The sequence below is a fragment of the Micromonospora sp. WMMC273 genome, from assembly GCF_027460285.1.
Taxonomy (GTDB): Bacteria; Actinomycetota; Actinomycetes; order Mycobacteriales; family Micromonosporaceae; genus Micromonospora; species Micromonospora aurantiaca.
Genome location: NZ_JAPZBE010000001.1, coordinates 5,296,816 through 5,313,794, shown reverse-complemented (window position 1 = coordinate 5,313,794; position 16,979 = coordinate 5,296,816). Strand labels below are relative to the sequence as shown.

Here is a 16,979-nt window from a genome sequence, read left to right as displayed (position 1 = left end):
GCCCGGATCACCCCGGCACCTAGCGTCGGTGGGTCATGCGCTTCTCACCGGCCGGCGACCCCGGCACCCCTGACGCGCGGTCGGCCACCCGATACCTGGTGTGGCTCGCCGGGCGGCACCCCGTCATCTTCGGTGCCGGTCTCACGCTCGGCGTGATCTGGATGCTGGCCCAGGCACTGGTGCCGGCCGTGCTCGGCCGCGCCGTGGAAGCCGGCCTGGCCCAACGCGACCCGGACGCGCTGGTGCGCTGGAGTCTGGCCCTGCTCGGGCTGGGTCTGGTGCAGGCCGTCGCCGGGATCCTGCGCCACCGCTGCGCCGTACACAACTGGCTCGGCGCCGCCTACCGCACCGTGCAGGTCACCGTGGATGCCACCAACCGGCTCGGCGCCGCGCTGCCCCGGCGGGTCGCGGCGGGCGAGGTGGTGAGCATCGGCACCGCCGACATCGAGCACATCGGCAGTGCCGTCGACATCACCGCCCGCGGCGCCGGCTCGGTGGTCGGCATCGTCACCGTCGCGGTGATCCTGCTCAACGCCTCCCAGCCGCTCGGCCTCGTCGTGGTGCTCGGGGTGCCGCTGCTGATGGCGCTCGTGGCGCTGCTGATCCGCCCGCTGCACCGGCAGCAGGCCGCGTACCGGGACTCGACCGGCCGGCTCACCGCCCGGGCCGCGGACATCGTCTCCGGCCTGCGGGTGCTGCGCGGAGTCGGCGGCGAGCCGGTGCTGTCCGAGCGCTACCGGCAACGGTCGCAGGCGCTGCGCGCGGACGGGCTGCGGGTGGCCCGGGTCGAGTCGCTGTTGCAGGCCGCGCAGATCCTGCTGCCCGGCGTCTTCGTGGTGCTGGTGACCTGGCTCGGCGCCCGGTTCGCGCTGCGCGGCGAGATCAGCGCCGGCGAGCTGGTCTCGTTCTACGGCTACACCGCGTTCCTGGTCAGCCCGCTGCGCAACCTCACCGAGGCGGCCGACAAGCTGACCCGGGGACACGTCGCGGCCCGCCGGGTGGTCCGGTTGCTGCGGCTCGCGCCGGAGTTCACCGACCCGGCCACCCCGGTGCCGGTGCCGGCCGGGCCGGGCGAGCTGACGGACGCACGCTCCGGACTCGTCCTGCGACCGGGCCGGCTCACCGCGCTGGCCACCGCCACCCCGCAGGACGCCACCGAGATCGCCGACCGGCTCGGCCGGTACGCCGACGGGGACGTCACGCTGCACGGCGTACCGCTGCGGGACGTGGCGCTGGCGACGGTGCGGGAGCGGATCCTGGTGGCCGACAACGACGCGCAGCTGTTCAGCGGCGTGCTGCGCACGGAGCTGGACCCGCACGACCGGGCCGAGCCCGGCGCCGTCGAGGCGGCACTGGCCGCGGCGAGCGCCACCGACATCGTCGAGGCGCTGCCCGGCGGCCTGGACGGCGAGGTCGCCGAACGCGGCCGGGAGTTCTCCGGCGGGCAGCGGCAACGGCTGCGGCTGGCCCGCGCGCTCGTCGCCGACCCGGAGACGTTGATCCTGGTCGAGCCGACCAGCGCGGTGGACACGCACACCGAGGCGCGCATCGCCGAACGGCTCGGCCCGGCCCGCCACGGCCGGACCACGCTCGTCTGCACCACGAGCCCGCTGGTGCTCGGCCACGCCGACCACGTGGTCTTCGTCGAGGACGGCAAGGTCGTCGCCGAGGGCCGGCACGAGGAACTGCTCGCCGCCGAGCCGCGCTACGCCGCCACGGTGAGCCGGGAGGAGGACCGATGAGCAACGCGCTGCCCGTCGCCGACATCGCCCAGGTCCGCCGGTACGTGCGCGAGCTGATCCGCCGTCACCCGCGCGGCCTGGCCGCCGCGCTCGGCCTGCACGCGCTCGCCGCCGGCGCCGGGCTCGTCGCCCCGCGCCTGCTCGGTGACCTGGTGGAGGGGATCTCCCAGGGCATCGCCGCGACGACCGTGGACCGGGTCGTCGCGGCCATCGCCGCGTTCGTGGTGGTGCAGGCGGTGCTGGTCCGTTTCGCGCACCTGGCCTCGGCCCGGCTCGGTGAGCGGGTGCTCGCCGAGTTGCGGGAGGAGTTCGTCGACCGGGTGCTCGCGCTGCCGCTCGCCACAGTGGAGCGGGCCGGCACCGGCGACCTGCTCACCCGCACCTCGCGGGACGTCGCCGCGCTGTCCCGTACGGTCCGGTTCGCCGGGCCGGAGACGCTCATCGCGGCGCTGACCGTGCTGCTGATCCTCGGCGCGCTGGTGCTGACCGGCCCGCTGCTGGCGCTGCCCAGCCTGCTGGCGGTGCCGGTGCTGTGGGCCGGCACCCGCTGGTACCTGCGCCGCGCGCCGCAGGGCTACCTGCGGGAGAACGCCGCCTACTCGGACATCACCGACGGGATCAGCGAGACGGTCGAGGGGGCGCGGACCACCGAGGCGCTGCGGCAGGCGGCTCGCCGCCGGGCGCGCGGCGACGCCGACATCCGCCGGTCGTACGCGGCCGAGCGCTACACGCTCCACCTGCGTACCGTGTTCTGGCCGGTGGCCGAGTTCGGCTACCTGGTGCCGATGGTGGCGACCCTGCTCATCGGCGGCTGGTTCCACCTGAAGGGCTGGGCCAGCCTCGGCCAGGTCACCGCCGCCACGCTCTACGCCCAGCAGCTCACCGACCCGATCGAGCGGCTGCTCGGCTGGCTGGACGAGTTCCAGGTCGGCGGCGCCTCGCTGGCCCGGCTGCTCGGGGTGGCCGCCGAACCGGACGAGCGCGCCAAGGCATCCGCCACGCCGGACGAGCGCGCTGCCGCCCCGGGCGGTGAGGGCCGGCTCGCCGCGCACGACGTCCGGTACGCGTACCGCCCGGGACACGACGTGCTGCACGGCGTGACGCTGGAACCCCGGCCGGGGGAGCGGCTCGCGATGGTCGGCCCGTCCGGGGCGGGCAAGTCGACGCTGGGCCGGCTGCTGGCCGGCGTGCACGCGCCGCGCGCCGGCACGGTGACGGTGGACGGCCGTCCACTCGCCGGAATGCCCCTGGCCGAGCTGCGTACCCACGTCGCGCTCGTCAGTCAGGAGCACCACGTGTTCATCGGCACGCTCGCCGACAACGTGGCGATGGTCCGGCCGGACGCCGACCCGGCGCGGGTACGCGCGGCGCTGGCCGCCGTCGACGCGCTGGACTGGGCGCTGGCCCTGCCGGACGGGCTCGACACGGCGGTCGGCGCGGGCGGCCACCCGCTCACCCCCGCGCAGGCGCAGCAGCTCGCGCTGGCCCGGCTGGTGCTCGCCGACCCGCACACGCTGGTGCTGGACGAGGCCACCTCGCTGATCGACCCGCGAGCGGCCCGGGCCCTGGAACGGTCGCTGGCGGCGGTGCTGCACGGCCGTACCGTCATCGCCATCGCGCACCGGCTCTTCTCCGCGCACGACGCGGACCGTGTGGCGGTGGTCGCCGACGGCCGGATCACCGAGCTGGGGTCGCACGACGAGCTGGTCGCGACCGGTGGCTCGTACGCCGCGCTGTGGCGTTCCTGGCACGGCTGAGAACGCGCGACGGGCCCCGGCAGACGTGCCGGGGCCTGCTCGACGGCCGGGGGTCACGAGCGGCGGGTCAGCCGCCAGGTCGCGTACCCGCCGGTGCCGAGCGCGATCAGGAACACCGCCCACACCACGCCGGTGCCCACCTGGAGTCCACCGCCGCTGCCCACGTTGGCCTGGGCGGCGGCGACGAGCGAGTCGCTCTGCGCGGGCGGCAGCGCGGCCGGCGGCAACTGCTGCCAGCGCACCAGCCCGGTGCTCTCCAGCATGGTCATGTGGTCGTTGACGAACGTGTTGGCATCCTCGGCCAGCTTGCGCACGATCGGGTCGCGGGTGCTGGCCCGGACCGCGCCGATCACCGGGAAGATCTTGCCGTGGGCGACCCGCAGCCGGGTGACGAAGATCTGGTCGAACCGGGCGCCGGTGGCGTTCTGCATCTCGGTCAGCCACCCCTTCTGCTCGGCCGTCGGATCCGTCGGCAGGGTGGCGCCCAGCTTGTTCGCCGCCTCGACCACCAACTGGTCCAGCTCCGCGTGCTGCTTGGCGATCTCCGCGCCGACCTCGCGTACCCGGGCGGACTGGCCCTTCTCGGCCGCCATCTGCCCGGCCGGCATCTCCCACAGCCCGGCCAGCCGTACACCGTTGAGCAGCGTCATGTCGGCGGCGTTCATCTGCACGCCGGGGTTGGGTGCGGCCTGCGCCGTCCCGGGAACGACGCCGATCCCCGCGCCCAGCGCGGCGAGCAGCAGTACCACCCGGTGCGCCAGCTTGCGGCGTGCGGATTCCAGCGATGCCATGGTTGCGGTGCCTCCTCGGTCCGGACCGGTACGCGGGGTCGTGGACGGCCGCGCAAGCCGGCCGCCCGTCCGCACACTGGTACGGATCGGCGGGCCGATCAGTTCAGCGGGTCGGCGAGGAGTCGTTCGAACGCCAGCTCGGCGGCGCCGATCAGCGCCGCGTCGTCACCGAGCTTCGGGGTACGCAGCCGCACGTGCTCCAGGCACGCGGGCAGCCCGTTGGAGTTGAGCCGGCTGCGCACCTGCGCCGCCGCGGCCAGATAGAGGTCGCGCATGGTGCCGCCGAAGATGACCATCTCCGGGTTGAAGATGTTCACCAGGTTCGCGACGCCGAAGCCGAGCCAGTCGCCGGCCTGCCGTACCGCGGTCTGGGCGCGGGCGTCACCACGGTCGGCGGCGTCGAAGACGGCGAGCAGCGCGTCCCGGCCGCGCGCCTCGGACCGGCCGGCGGCGCGCAGCAGCCCGTGCTCGCCGATCTCGGTCTCCCAGCAGCCGCGCCGGCCGCAGTCGCAGCGCACCCCGTCGCGGACCACCACCATGTGGCCGACCTCGCCGCCGTAGCCGCCGTGCCCTCTCAGCCGCCGCCCTCCGGCGATGATGCCCGCGCCCACGCCGACGTCGCCGTAGATGTAGATGACGTTGTCGCAGCCGACTGCCGCGCCCCGGGCGTGCTCGGCGTACGCGGCCACGTCGGCCACGTTGCCCACCGTGATCGGTACGTCTATCCCCAGCTCGACGGCGAGCGCCGCACCGATCGGCTCGTCCACCCAGCCGGTGGTGGGGCTGAGCCGGACCAGTCCGTCCTCCCGGCGGACCATGCCGCACACCGCCACCCCGGCGCCGACGCAGATCGCGTCCGGCGGCACCGACTGGTGCATCTCCTTGACCGCGCCGGCGAGCAGCGGGGCGGCCTCCCCGGCGACCAGGTTGCGCGGCCGGTCCATCTCCCGGCGGTCGAGCACCTCACCGCCGAGCCCGACCCGCGCGGCCCGCAGCCGGTCCACCTCGACGCTGTACGCGTACGCGTAGACCCGACCCGACTCGGGCCGGACGACGAGTGACGGTCGTCCGGCCCGGCCGGTCTCCTTCGGCGTCCCCTCGCTGACCAGACCGGCGCCGGCCAGGTCCGCGGTCAGCGCGCCGATGGTGCTGCGGTTGAGGCCGAGCGCGGTGGTCAGCTCGGCGCGGGTGGTGGCGCCGTGCACGTGTACGTAGCGGAGCAATGCGCCCAGGTTCTGCCGACGGATCTCGTCCTGACTGGGGCCCGCGCGCATTGCCACTGCCATCGTGTTTCCGTGCCCCTGCTCAGCGGTTGCCGGTGGCGGCGGCCCGCCGACGCGACAGCGCGTCGATGGTCGCCGCGGCGAGCAGCACCACGCCGGTGACCACGTACTTGACGCCCGAGCTGTATCCCATCAGTCCCATACCGTTGTCGATGACCGCGACCACCGCGCCACCGAGCACGGCGTCGAGGACCCGGCCCTTGCCGCCGAAGAGGCTGGTGCCGCCGATCACCGCCGCGCCGACGGCGTAGAGCAGTACGTTACTGCCACCGGTGTTGGGGTCGACGGAGTTGCCCCTGCTGGCGGCCACGATGCCGCCGATGGCGGCCATCGAGGAGCAGATGACGAAGACGGAGATGCGGATCCGGTCGACGTTGATGCCGGCCCGGCGGGCCGCCTCGGCGTTGCCGCCGACCGCGTAGATGTGCCGTCCGTAGCTGGTGCGCTGGAGCACGAACGTCCAGACGATCAGCAGCACCGCGATGATCGGCACCACGATCGGCACGCCCTTGAGCGAGGTGATCAGCACGTTGCGGCTGCGCTCCAGGTTGAGCACGTAGACCGCCACGCCGAGGATCACGGCCAGGCCGCCGATCCGCGCGCCGACCACCGTGAGCGGGTCGGTGAGCAGGCCACGGGCGGCCCGGTTGCGGTATCGCAGCAACTGCACTGCCGCGTACCCGGCGACGGCCACCGCGGCGAGCGCCCAGCCCAGCGCGGGGGTGAGGTTGCGGTTGGCGATCGCGACGAGCACGTCGTCGCGGATCGCGATGTTGGCGCCCTCGTCCATCAGCGTCAGCACGACGCCCTGGAAGGCGAGGAACCCGGCGAGCGTGACCACGAAGGACGGGATGCCGACCTTGGCGACCAGCAGACCCAGCACGGTGCCGATCACCACACCGGTGACGACGGCGGCGAGGACCGCCACGTACCAGGGGTAGCCGAGCACGGTGACGACGTTGGCCAGGATCGCGGCGCAGACGCCGCTGGCGAAGCCGGCGGAGAGGTCGATCTCGCCGAGCAGCAGGACGAAGACCAGGCCCATGGCGATGAGCGTGACCGCCGCGCCCTGGGTGAACAGGTTCGCCAGGTTGCCGGCGGTGAAGAACGACGGGCGGGCGATCGAGAAGCCCACCGCCAGCGCCACGAGCATGACCACAGCGGGGAGCGCGCCGATGTCGCCGCCGCGTACGCGGCGCCAGTAGTTGTTCACGTGGCTGTTCAGGGTCGGTGTCGGCGCGACGCCGGCCGGGCCTTCCTTCTTCACGACGATGGCGGTCATCGGACGGCTCCTGGGGTGGTGTCGGCGGGCGCGGCGCCGTTGCCGCCCGGCTCGCCGGTGAGGCCGAGGCTGCCGGATCGGCCGGCGGTGATCAGCTCGACCACCTGCGAGTGGGTGATGTCTGTGGTCTTCACCTGGGCGACCATCTGGCCGAGGTAGAGCGCGGCGATCCGGTCGGAGACGGCGAAGACGTCGTTCATGTTGTGCGAGATGAGCACCACGGCCAGGCCGTTGTCGGCCAGCCGGCGCACCAGCTCCAGCACCTGGGCGGTCTGCGCGACGCCGAGCGCTGCGGTCGGCTCGTCCAGGATGACCAGCCGGCTGTTCCAGAGCACGGCCTTGGCGATGGCGACTGTCTGCCGCTGGCCGCCGGAGAGGCTGGCGACGTGCTGGCGCAGCGACTTCACGGTGCGCACACTCAGGCCGGCGAGCGTCTCGGCGGCCATCTGCTCCATGGTCGGCTCGTCGAGCACGATGCCGCTGCGCTTCTCCCGGCCGAGGAACATGTTCTGCACGATGTCGAGGTTGTCGCAGAGCGCGAGGTCCTGGTAGACGACCTCGATCCCGAGCGCGGCGGCGTCCCGGGGGCTGTTGATGGTCACCGGCCGCCCGTCGAAGAGGAACTCGCCGGCGTCGGTGGGGTGGATGCCGCTGATGCACTTGACCAGGGTCGACTTGCCGGCGCCGTTGTCGCCGACGAGCGCGGTCACCTCGCCGGGGTGCGCGGCGAAGGCGACGTCGCGCAGCACCTGGACGGGACCGAAGCTCTTGTCGATCCCGCGTAGCTCCAGCAGGGGGGTTGCGGACACGGGGTTCTCCTTTGGGCGGAGGGAGGTCTCGGATCCCGTCCGGCGCGGGCGCCGCCCGGCACGGGTCTCCCGTGCCGGGCGGCGCCGCCTGAGGCGGGTGGGTCAGCTCACGCCGGCGTCGGTGCAGAGCTTCGCGAAGGCACCGGTGCAGAGCTCTTCCTTGGTGACGTAGCCGTCGGCCACCACGTCCTTGACGTTGTCCTTGTAGATGGCCTTGGGCTCCAGCAGCACGGCCGGCACGTCCCGGTTGCCCTCCGGGTCCTTGACCGTCTGGCCGGTGTCCTTCCTCTCGCCCTTGGCGAGCGCGATGGCCAGCTCGGCGGCGGCGTCCGCCTCCTTCTTGACCGCCTTGTAGACGGTCATGCACTGGTCGCCGGCGAGGATGTTCTGCAGGCCCTCCTTGGTGGCGTCCTGACCGGTCACCGGGACCTTGCCGTTGAGCTTGTTCTTCTTCAGCACCGAGATGGCCGCGTTGCCGAGACCGTCGTTGGCGGCGAGCACGCCGTCGATCTTGCCGCCGGCCTTGGTCATCTGCTGCTCGAAGATGGTGGCGGCCTGCGCGTTGTCCCACGCGGGTACCGGGTCGTCGGCGACCTTGGTGTATTCCTTCGAGTCGAACTTCGGCTTGAGTACCGAGTCGTACCCGTTCTTGAACAGGGTGGCGTTGTTGTCGGTCGGCGAGCCGTTGAGGTACGCGATCGACGGGTTCTTGACGCCCTTGTCGGTCAGGCACTTGCTCAGGCCCTCGCCCTGGAGCTTGCCGACCGCCTCGTTGTCGAAGCTGACGTAGTACTGGGCGGAGCCGCCCAGGGTCAGCCGGTCGTAGTCGATGGTTGCGACGCCCTGCGACTTGGCCTTGTCGAGCACGGCCTTGCCGGTGCCGGAGTCCAGGTTGACGATCATCAGGACGTTGACGCCGCTGGTGATCATCTGGTCGGCGATGGTCTGGAACGCGGTCTTGTCGTTCTGCGCGTTCTGGATGTCGGACTCGACGCCGGCCGCGTCGAACGCCGCCTTCAGGTACTTGCGGTCCGCGCCCTCCCAGCGGGCGGAGGACTTGCTGTCCGGCAGGATCACGCCGATCTTCGGCTTCTTGGCGTTGGAGCCGCCGGCCTCGTCGGAAGAACCGCCGTTGTCACCGCAGGCGGCCATGCTGCCGGTCGCGAGGAGACCGACGGCCGCGAAGGTGAGGAAGCCCTTGCGCATGTGCAGGGTCCTTTCGGAGGTGGGGGAGTGGTGATGTTTTGTTGTGCCCGGCAACGTATTCCCCGCTTCCCATGCACCGCAAGACTGCCGAGGTCAGAAGTTTGTTGGCGGCGGTAACAATTCAGCAACGCGGTTGTCACCCGCGGGACACCGCCTGGAGAGCGCGCTCCGGGAACGCTCCCACACGTACCGTCACGAGCCCGCTCAGGCGGCGGCGATCGATGCCGTCGTCGCCCCGGTGAGCGCCACCAGATCGGTCGGCGCGAGCTGCACCTGCAACCCTCGGCGGCCCGCCGAGACGTACACGGTCGGGTGTGTCAGCGCGGAGGCGTCGATGACTGTCGGTAGCCGCTTGCGTTGCCCCAGCGGGCTGATGCCGCCGCGGACGTATCCGGTCGCCCGCTCGGCCGTCGTACGGTCCGCCATCGTCGCCCGCTTGCCGCCGGCCGCGGCGGCGAGCGCCTTCAGGTCCAGCTCGCCGGTCACCGGCACCACCGCCACCGTCAGCCCGCCGTCGACCTCGGTGACGAGCGACTTGAACACGCGCTCCGGTGCCACCCCGAGCGCGGTCGCGACGAGCGCGCCGTAGTTCGGCGCGTCCGGCGAGACGTCGTAGGTGTGGGTGCTGTGGGCGATCTTCCGCTTGCTCAGCAACGCGATCGCCGGAGTGCCAGGGCCCGCCACCGGATCAAGCTAGCCCGGTCGCCGGCCCGCCGCGAGCCGAAACCGCGCGCCGCGGGTCAGCCGCCCGCCGGAACCGGCCGGCAGACGAGCACCGTGGGGCCGCCGGCGACCCGGGTCAGCACCAGGTCGGCCGCCGCCTCGCCGGAGAGCCGCAGGTCACGGCGTAGCTTCTCCGGCTCCAGCGCCGACCCGCGCTTGCGGATCTCGACCCGGCCGACCCGCCGCTCCCGCAGCAGCGCGCGCAGCCGCTTCAGCGAGAACGGCAGCACGTCGGTGATCTCCAGGCAGCGGGCGAACGGGGTGGGCCGGGCCTCGTCGGCGTACAGGTAGGCGATCGACGGGTCGGCGAGCGTCGCGTCGAGGTCGGTGGCCAGCTCGGCGACCAGGTGCGCCCGGACCACCGCCGGATCCGGGTCGTAGAGGAACCGCCGGACCGGTCCCACCGGCGCCTCCTGCCCGCCCGTGCCGGTGAGGAGCGACACCGCGTCGTCGCGCTCGCGCAGCACTGTGGCGCGGCGCGGGACCTCGGCCAGGTCACCGCACCAGAGCGCCGCCTCGACCAGGTCGCCGTCCACGCTCACCCATTCCGCCTCGGCGCCCGCCGGGATCAGCGCGTGGTCGAGCCCCGGCGCCACCTTCACCACGGTCCGCGGCACCCGCGCGGCCAGGCCGGTGACGAAGTCCCACGGCGGGGAGTAGGCGTTCGGGTCGAAGACGCGCCGCCCGGTGCCGGCCCGCCGCCGCGCCGGATCGCAGAACACCGCGTCGACAGGGCGCACGTCGAACGCTGTGGCGTCACCGCAGGAGACGGTCACCAGGTCGGCGAGCCCGGCCGCCTCGGCGTTGGCGGCGGCCATCGCGGCGGTGAGCGGGTCGGCCTCCACCGCGTACACCCGGATGCCGGCGCGGCCCGCGGCGAGCGCGTCGGCGCCCAGCCCGCACCCCAGGTCGGCCAGCGTGGTCACGCCCGCGGCGCGCAGCCGCGCGGCGCGCCGGTCCGCGACCGCGCGCCGGGTGGCCTGCTCCAGCCCGGCCCGGGTGAGGAACATCCCGGCCGCGACCGGGCCGAACTTGCCGGCCGCCCGGCGGCGCAGCTCCGCCTGGGTCAGTGCCGCCGCCGCGAGCCCGCCGGGGATGCCGGCCGAGCGCAGCGCGGCCGCCGCCGCCAGCGGGTCGCCGCCGGCCACCCGCTCGGCCGCGGCGAGCGCCGCCGACCCCTCGGGGGTACGCAGCGCGGCGAGCTGGTCGAGATCCACGCGCTCATTCTCCCGGCCCGGTTCCGGCGCGACACGGAGGGCGACGCGTTGGCACTCTCCTTGACGGAGTGCTAGCCGAGGAATAACCTGCGATTAGCACTCTCACCCTGAGGGTGCCAACGCCCGAGCCTCGTGCCCGGGGGTTGAGCGCCAGGCGGACCGGCACCCGCGACGACGGCCCCGCCCGGTGGCATGTGGCAGATTGACGCTGGTCGGCGTGCCGGCCGGCAACGACACCAAGTACCCGGGAGGGTATGCCCGTGACTACCGCGACCAAGGTTGCGATCAAGCCGCTCGAGGACCGCATCGTGGTCCAGGCGAACGAGGCCGAGACCACCACCGCCTCGGGCATCGTGATCCCCGACACCGCCAAGGAGAAGCCGCAGGAGGGCACCGTCCTCGCTGTCGGCCCGGGCCGGATCGACGACAAGGGCAACCGCGTGCCGATCGACGTGAAGGTCGGCGACACCGTCCTCTACTCGAAGTACGGCGGCACCGAGGTCAAGTACGCCGGCGAGGAGTACCTGGTGCTCTCCGCCCGCGACGTCCTCGCGGTCATCGAGAAGTAAGCAACCGATCAGTGTCGTTGCCCCGGTCCGGCTCGCCGGGCCGGGGCAACGTCGCTTCGAAGGGATACTGATGGCGAAGATCCTCAGCTTCTCGGACGACGCCCGGCACCTGCTGGAGCACGGTGTCAACGCCCTCGCGGACGCGGTGAAGGTCACCCTCGGCCCGCGCGGGCGCAACGTCGTCCTGGACAAGAAGTTCGGTGCGCCCACGATCACCAACGACGGCGTGACCATCGCCAAGGAGATCGAGCTCACCAACCCGTACGAGAACCTCGGCGCGCAGCTGGTCAAGGAGGTGGCGACCAAGACCAACGACGTCGCCGGCGACGGGACCACCACCGCCACCGTGCTGGCCCAGGCGATGGTCCGTGAGGGCCTGCGCAATGTGGCCGCCGGCACCAACCCGACCGGCCTGAAGCGGGGCATCGACGCGGCGGCCGCCAAGGTCTCCGAGGCGCTGCTCGGCAAGGCCGTCGAGGTCTCCAGCAAGGAGTCGATCGCGCACGTCGCGACCGTCTCCGCGCAGGACGCCGCGATCGGCGAGCTGATCGCCGAGGCGATGGAGAAGGTCGGCCGCGACGGCGTCATCACCGTCGAGGAGGGCTCCGCGCTCACCACCGAGCTGGAGGTGACCGAGGGTCTCCAGTTCGACAAGGGCTTCATCTCCCCGAACTTCGTCACCGACCTGGAGGCGCAGGAGGCGGTCCTGGAGGACCCGTACATCCTGATCACCACCCAGAAGATCTCGGCGATCGAGGAGCTGCTGCCGCTGCTGGAGAAGGTCCTCCAGAACAACAAGCCGCTGCTCATCGTCGCCGAGGACGTCGAGGGCCAGGCCCTGTCGACGCTCGTGGTGAACGCGCTGCGCAAGACCGTCAAGGTCTGCGCGGTCAAGGCCCCCGGCTTCGGCGACCGCCGCAAGGCGATGCTCCAGGACATGGCGATCCTCACCGGTGCCGAGCTGGTCGCCCCGGAGCTGGGCTACAAGCTCGACCAGGTCGGCCTGGAGGTGCTGGGCACCGCCCGCCGCGTCGTGGTCGACAAGGAGAACACCACTGTCGTCGACGGTGGCGGCCAGTCCGCCGAGGTCGCCGACCGGGTCGCGCAGATCCGCAAGGAGATCGAGGCCTCCGACTCCGAGTGGGACCGGGAGAAGCTGGCCGAGCGGCTGGCGAAGCTCTCCGGCGGCATCGCTGTGATCAAGGTCGGCGCGGCCACCGAGGTCGAGATGAAGGAGCGCAAGCACCGCATCGAGGACGCCATCGCCGCGACCAAGGCCGCGGTCGAGGAGGGTACGGTCCCGGGTGGCGGCGCCGCCCTGGCCCAGATCCTGCCGGCGCTCGACGACGACCTGGGCTTCACCGGTGACGAGAAGGTCGGCGTCTCGATCGTGCGCAAGTCGCTCGTCGAGCCGCTGCGCTGGATCGCCCAGAACGCCGGCCACGACGGCTACGTGGTGGTGCAGAAGGTCGTCGGCCAGGACTGGGGCCACGGCCTCGACGCCGCCACCGGCGAGTACGTCGACCTGGCCAAGTCCGGCATCATCGACCCGGTGAAGGTGACCCGCAACGCGGTCAGCAACGCCGCCTCGATCGCCGGCCTGCTGCTCACCACCGAGAGCCTCGTGGTGGAGAAGCCGGCCGAGCCGGAGCCGGCCGCCGGTGGGCACGGCCACTCGCACGGCCACGGCCACCAGCACGGCCCGGGTTTCTGACCCGAGCAGTACGGCCCGACGTCAGGGCACACCGCCGACCCGGTGGTGTGCCCTGACGCGTATGTCCTTACGGAACGCTGACGGGATTGGCAGCCGGACCGGCGGGTCGATCAGACTGGGTGCCGTGAGCACCCTCTCCCGCCGCCGCGCGGCGCTGGCCGGTGTCGTCGCCGCAGTGGTGGCACTCGGCACCGCCGAACCCGTGGCGGTCCTGACCGGTCCCCGGTCCGCGCCGCTCGTCGCCGTCGGCGGACTCGTCGTCGACCTGGTGCCCGAGCCGCTCAAGCAGTTCGCCATCGACGTCTTCGGCACGTACGACAAGATCGCCCTGCTGGCCGGGACGGCGCTGCTGCTGGCCGCCTTCGGGGCGCTGCTCGGCCTGGCGGCGGCCCGGCGGCTGGTGATCGGCCTGGCCGGCGTCGCCGCGTTCACGGTGCTCGGCGTCGCTGCCGCGCTGACCCGGGCCGGCGCGGACGCGTTCGACGCGCTGCCCTCGCTGGTCGGCGGCGGACTGGGCGCGCTGACGCTCTGGGCGTTCGTGGCCGGACCACTGGGGCCCGGCCGGGGCGCGGCCGCGCAGCCGGCACCGCCTCCGGCGGTCGCCGCGCTCGCGGGGGAGGAGAAGACCCCGGGTGGCTGGGAGCCGGTCCGGCACGACGACGACGCGGAGTCGCGGCGGCGTTTCCTGCGCGGCGCCGGGCTGCTCACCGGTGCGGCGGCGGTGGCCGGGCTGGGCGGGCACTGGCTGGCGGGCCGGCGCGGCGTGTCGGCGGCCCGGGAGGCGGTGACGTTGCCCGCCCCGGTGGCGCCCGCCCCGCAGGTGCCGGCCGGAGCGGACCTGTCACTGCCCCGGCTGGCGCCGTACGTCACGCCGAACCGGGAGTTCTACCGGATCGACACCGCGCTGGTGGTGCCGCAGGTGGACCCGGTCACCTGGCGGCTGCGGATCCACGGGCGGGTGCGCAACCCCATCGAGCTGAGCTTCGACGACCTGCTGGCCCGCCCGATGGTCGAGCGGTACGTGACGCTCGCCTGCGTCTCCAACGAGGTGGGCGGCGACCTGATCGGCAACGCGCGCTGGCTCGGCGTACCGATCAAGGAACTGCTCGACGAGGCCGGCCCGGCCGACGGCGCGGACCAGGTGGTCGGCCGCGCGGTCGACGGCTGGACCTGTGGCACGCCCACCTCGGTGCTGCGCGACGGCCGGGACGCGCTGCTCGCGGTCGGCATGAACGGCGAGCCGCTGCCGATCCAGCACGGCTTCCCGGTGCGGATGGTGGTGCCGGGGCTCTACGGGTACGTGTCGGCCTGCAAGTGGCTCACCGAGCTGGAGCTGACCAGCTTCGCCGACTTCGACGCGTACTGGGTGCCGCGTGGCTGGTCCGCGCAGGGACCGATCAAGACGCAGTCCCGGATCGACACGCCCCGGCCCCGCAGCCGCCCGGAGGCCGGCCCGGTGACGGTGGCCGGTGTGGCGTGGGCGCAGCACCTCGGCATCAGCCGCGTCGAGGTACGCGTGGACGCTGGCCCCTGGCAGGAGGCGACACTGGCGCCTGCCGTGTCGGCGGACACCTGGGTGCAGTGGTCTTGGCGGTGGGACGCGACGCCGGGCGAGCACTCGCTCCAGGTGCGGGCGACCGACACGACTGGCGAGACGCAGACGGAACAGCGTGCCCCGGTAGCCCCCGACGGCGCGACGGGATGGCACACAGTCAGGGTCACCGTCGCCTGACCCACCGACTCCGCGTCCCCGCTCCTCGGCGCCCCGCAATAGGGGCGCAAAGCTTCCAAGATCTACGCGTGGGGTGCCACGACACGACGCCGCGCCCCGTAACTCGGGGCGCGGCATCGGGGGTCGTGGAACCGGGTCAGGCGACCTTGCGCTGGTCCGGCACGGCGGTGTTGTGCGGCCGGCCGAGGCGCGCCTCCAGTCGGGCGATGTCCACCTTGGTCTGCCGGCGGTCGGCCAGGTCCTCCCAGCCGAGGGCGAGCAGCCGCAGCCGCTCCGACTCGCTGAACCCGCCCCAGACGCCGTACGGCTCGCGTACGGAGAGCGCGTGGGCGGCGCATTCGGCGCGCACCGGGCAGGCGCGGCAGACCGACTTGGCGCCGGTCTCGCGGCGCAGCCGGGAGGAGCCGCGCTCGCCGTCCGGGTGGAAGAACTGCGCGCTGTCGCGGCCACGGCAGGCTCCGAGCCGCTGCCAGTCCCAGAGCTCGTCGATCGGTCCAGGCAGCCTACGTACGTTCGACATCAGCACCCCTCCTCCCGCGCGGCACCGCGGAGAATGTTCGTTGCCAGCTACCGGGCGGCGGTCCGCGCGGGATGCCGGTTCCGGATGAACCCCTCGGTACCCGAGCGGTCCGCGCCTCACACATCTGTGATCGAAAACGTCGGACACTCGGCGGCATATGCCCCATCTGTCGGAAAAGTTCGGATGATTGCCCGGAACCCCCTCCCGACCCCACCTCCGCATGGTCTGCTCTGAGTCGGAGAGGAGACCACTGTGCGTAGTGTTCTTGTGTGCGTTCGGACACCATTGGCGGCCCAGCATCTGACCTCCGCGGCGGCGCGGCTCGGGCTGTCCGGCGTCGTCCGGACGGCCGTCTCCGATCCGGAGGTGATGTTGCGGCTCGCCGAGCGTCCGGTGGACGTGGTGCTCGCCGACACCGCGCTGACCCGGCCGGACAGCGCCGGCTTCGTCCGGCGGGTGCTGGCCCGCGCCCCGCAGGCGGCGGTGCTGCTGCTCGGCGCCGAGGAGTCGGAGTCGGCGGCGGCCACCATCAGCGCCGGAGCGCGGGGCCTGATCCAGAACGCCGACCACGACCTGACCAGCGCGGTGGCCAAGGCGCTACTGCTGCTGTCCGCCCCCGGGCGGAGCAACAGGAACCGGGTGGCGGACACCGCCCGGGACGCGGCGGCGGTGGGCGGGCCGACCCGGCCGGCGGCGCCGGGGCGTACCCAGGGCGGTCCCGGCTGGCCGGCGACGGCCCCGGTGGACGCCGCGGGCCTGCCCACCGTGGTGCCCGTGCAGCGGGGTGAGGACCCGGACGACCCGGCGGCGGCCGACGGCGCGGAGGCGCCCCGGGCGGGTGCGGTCCAGCGGCCCGCGCGGACGCCGCGCAGCGCGATCGGGCTGACCGAGCGGGAGCTTCAGGTGCTGCTCGGCATGGCCGAGGGCAAGAGCAACGCGGAGATCGGGCGGGAGCTGTTCGTCTCCGAGGACACGGTCAAGACACACGCCCGGCGGCTGTTCCGCAAACTCGGCGCGCGCGATCGGGCACACGCCGTGGCGGCCGGGTTCCGGGCGGGCCTGGTCGCCTGACCCGCGCGGGGATCACTCCTGCGCGGAGTCGTCGGTGCCCTCGGTGAGGGTGTCGTGCACGCCGTCGGCGTACCCGCGGGCGTAGTCCCAGCTCACGTAGTGGTCCGGGTCCGGGTCGTAGGCCGGCTCGTGCACCCGGGGACGCCCCGAGTTGAGCAGGTGGCGCAGGTTGCCGCGGAGCAGGTCCCAGTCGAAGTAGTGCGGCTCGCGGCAGTCCTCGCACTCGATCACCAGGCCGCGCACGCCGATCGGCTGGAGCAACGCCTGGTAGATCTCCAGATCGGCGAGATCCTCCAGGACGTCCTGGCGCTCGACCTCGGTCAGCGGGTCGAGCGCGTCGTCGTCGCCGGGATCGTGCAGGCCGGCAGCCGGATCGGCCGGGTCGCCGTTGAACGGGTCGATGGGCTCGTCGTGCACCCCCTCACCGTAGACCCCGAGCCGCCGGAAAGCCCGCCCCAGCCCGTGCTGTGGCCCTGCCTACCCTTGGCCCGCCGCTGCCCGGGCGCGGACGGGTAGGTGGGTACGATGAGGCGACGCGCCGTCACCCGGCGCCTGCCGGTGCC

General features: G+C 73.2%; 15 protein-coding genes. 6 read left to right on the top strand and 9 right to left on the bottom strand.

Going from position 1 to position 16,979, the window contains the following annotated elements; translation table 11 throughout:
- Window positions 1-35: 35 nt before the first annotated feature.
- Together O7611_RS24555 and O7611_RS24550 are read left to right on the top strand one after the other, a co-directional pair.
- The gene (locus O7611_RS24555) at window positions 36-1,742 is read left to right on the top strand and encodes an ABC transporter ATP-binding protein (protein ID WP_269697648.1); all 1,707 of its coding nucleotides are present in this window, start codon (window positions 36-38) and stop codon (window positions 1,740-1,742) included.
- On the top strand, window positions 1,739-3,499 hold the full coding sequence (locus O7611_RS24550; RefSeq protein ID WP_269697647.1) for an ABC transporter ATP-binding protein: 1,761 nt from the start codon (window positions 1,739-1,741) through the stop codon (window positions 3,497-3,499). The genes O7611_RS24555 and O7611_RS24550 overlap by 4 nt, the downstream gene beginning before the upstream one ends.
- 53 nt (window positions 3,500-3,552) lie before the next feature.
- Here the strand turns inward: O7611_RS24550 and O7611_RS24545 are convergent, their stop codons facing one another.
- The 7 genes from O7611_RS24545 to O7611_RS24515 form a co-directional block, all read right to left on the bottom strand.
- Complete coding sequence (locus tag O7611_RS24545; protein ID WP_194801382.1) at window positions 3,553-4,290, bottom strand: DUF4142 domain-containing protein; 738 nt, start codon at window positions 4,288-4,290, stop codon at window positions 3,553-3,555.
- A 98-nt stretch (window positions 4,291-4,388) separates the two neighbouring features.
- A complete protein-coding gene (locus tag O7611_RS24540) occupies window positions 4,389-5,564 on the bottom strand; it encodes an ROK family protein (RefSeq protein WP_194801535.1) in 1,176 nt (391 codons plus the stop codon).
- 31 nt (window positions 5,565-5,595) lie between these two features.
- Window positions 5,596-6,855: a sugar ABC transporter permease gene (locus O7611_RS24535; RefSeq protein ID WP_194801381.1), complete on the bottom strand. Its 1,260-nt coding sequence runs from the start codon at window positions 6,853-6,855 to the stop codon at window positions 5,596-5,598.
- A complete protein-coding gene (locus O7611_RS24530; RefSeq protein WP_120573138.1) occupies window positions 6,852-7,664 on the bottom strand; it encodes an ATP-binding cassette domain-containing protein in 813 nt (270 codons plus the stop codon). The genes O7611_RS24535 and O7611_RS24530 overlap by 4 nt, the downstream gene beginning before the upstream one ends.
- Window positions 7,665-7,766: 102 nt before the next feature.
- Complete coding sequence (locus O7611_RS24525; RefSeq protein ID WP_120573139.1) at window positions 7,767-8,870, bottom strand: sugar ABC transporter substrate-binding protein; 1,104 nt, start codon at window positions 8,868-8,870, stop codon at window positions 7,767-7,769.
- A gap of 204 nt (window positions 8,871-9,074) precedes the next feature.
- Window positions 9,075-9,554, bottom strand: coding sequence for a Cys-tRNA(Pro) deacylase (gene ybaK, locus O7611_RS24520; protein ID WP_194801380.1), 480 nt, complete (start codon window positions 9,552-9,554; stop codon window positions 9,075-9,077).
- Window positions 9,555-9,610: 56 nt separating this feature from the next.
- On the bottom strand, window positions 9,611-10,810 hold the full coding sequence (locus O7611_RS24515) for a class I SAM-dependent methyltransferase (RefSeq protein ID WP_269697646.1): 1,200 nt from the start codon (window positions 10,808-10,810) through the stop codon (window positions 9,611-9,613).
- Window positions 10,811-11,064: 254 nt separating this feature from the next.
- Between O7611_RS24515 and groES the strand changes: the two genes are divergently transcribed.
- From groES to O7611_RS24500, 3 genes are all read left to right on the top strand, one after another.
- The gene (gene groES / locus O7611_RS24510) at window positions 11,065-11,379 is read left to right on the top strand and encodes a co-chaperone GroES (protein WP_018222648.1); all 315 of its coding nucleotides are present in this window, start codon (window positions 11,065-11,067) and stop codon (window positions 11,377-11,379) included.
- Between the two features lie 70 nt (window positions 11,380-11,449).
- Window positions 11,450-13,093, top strand: a complete 1,644-nt coding sequence (gene groL, locus O7611_RS24505; RefSeq protein ID WP_194801378.1) for a chaperonin GroEL — start codon at window positions 11,450-11,452, stop codon at window positions 13,091-13,093.
- 61 nt (window positions 13,094-13,154) lie between these two features.
- The gene (locus O7611_RS24500; protein WP_228532301.1) at window positions 13,155-14,825 is read left to right on the top strand and encodes a sulfite oxidase; all 1,671 of its coding nucleotides are present in this window, start codon (window positions 13,155-13,157) and stop codon (window positions 14,823-14,825) included.
- 136 nt (window positions 14,826-14,961) lie between these two features.
- Here the strand turns inward: O7611_RS24500 and O7611_RS24495 are convergent, their stop codons facing one another.
- On the bottom strand, window positions 14,962-15,345 hold the full coding sequence (locus O7611_RS24495) for a WhiB family transcriptional regulator (RefSeq protein ID WP_194801376.1): 384 nt from the start codon (window positions 15,343-15,345) through the stop codon (window positions 14,962-14,964).
- Between the two features lie 252 nt (window positions 15,346-15,597).
- On the opposite strand from O7611_RS24495, the gene O7611_RS24490 reads away from it, so the two are divergent.
- Complete coding sequence (locus O7611_RS24490; protein WP_194801375.1) at window positions 15,598-16,416, top strand: helix-turn-helix transcriptional regulator; 819 nt, start codon at window positions 15,598-15,600, stop codon at window positions 16,414-16,416.
- Window positions 16,417-16,428: 12 nt separating this feature from the next.
- Here O7611_RS24490 and O7611_RS24485 read toward each other — a convergent pair whose 3' ends face one another.
- Complete coding sequence (locus O7611_RS24485; RefSeq protein ID WP_194801374.1) at window positions 16,429-16,833, bottom strand: DUF5319 domain-containing protein; 405 nt, start codon at window positions 16,831-16,833, stop codon at window positions 16,429-16,431.
- Window positions 16,834-16,979: the final 146 nt, after the last annotated feature.

Bases quoted from the DNA above. Each gene is read 5' to 3' on its own strand.
- O7611_RS24550 (WP_269697647.1), top strand. From the start codon at position 1,739: ATGAGCAACGCGCTGCCCGTCGCCGACATCGCCCAGGTCCGCCGGTAC.
- O7611_RS24500 (WP_228532301.1), top strand. From the start codon at position 13,155: ATGTCCTTACGGAACGCTGACGGGATTGGCAGCCGGACCGGCGGGTCG.
- O7611_RS24495 (WP_194801376.1), bottom strand. From the start codon at position 15,345: ATGTCGAACGTACGTAGGCTGCCTGGACCGATCGACGAGCTCTGGGAC.
- O7611_RS24525 (WP_120573139.1), bottom strand. From the start codon at position 8,870: ATGCGCAAGGGCTTCCTCACCTTCGCGGCCGTCGGTCTCCTCGCGACC.
- O7611_RS24555 (WP_269697648.1), top strand. From the start codon at position 36: ATGCGCTTCTCACCGGCCGGCGACCCCGGCACCCCTGACGCGCGGTCG.
- groL (WP_194801378.1), top strand. From the start codon at position 11,450: ATGGCGAAGATCCTCAGCTTCTCGGACGACGCCCGGCACCTGCTGGAG.
- O7611_RS24545 (WP_194801382.1), bottom strand. From the start codon at position 4,290: ATGGCATCGCTGGAATCCGCACGCCGCAAGCTGGCGCACCGGGTGGTA.
- groES (WP_018222648.1), top strand. From the start codon at position 11,065: ATGCCCGTGACTACCGCGACCAAGGTTGCGATCAAGCCGCTCGAGGAC.
- O7611_RS24535 (WP_194801381.1), bottom strand. From the start codon at position 6,855: ATGACCGCCATCGTCGTGAAGAAGGAAGGCCCGGCCGGCGTCGCGCCG.
- O7611_RS24540 (WP_194801535.1), bottom strand. From the start codon at position 5,564: ATGCGCGCGGGCCCCAGTCAGGACGAGATCCGTCGGCAGAACCTGGGC.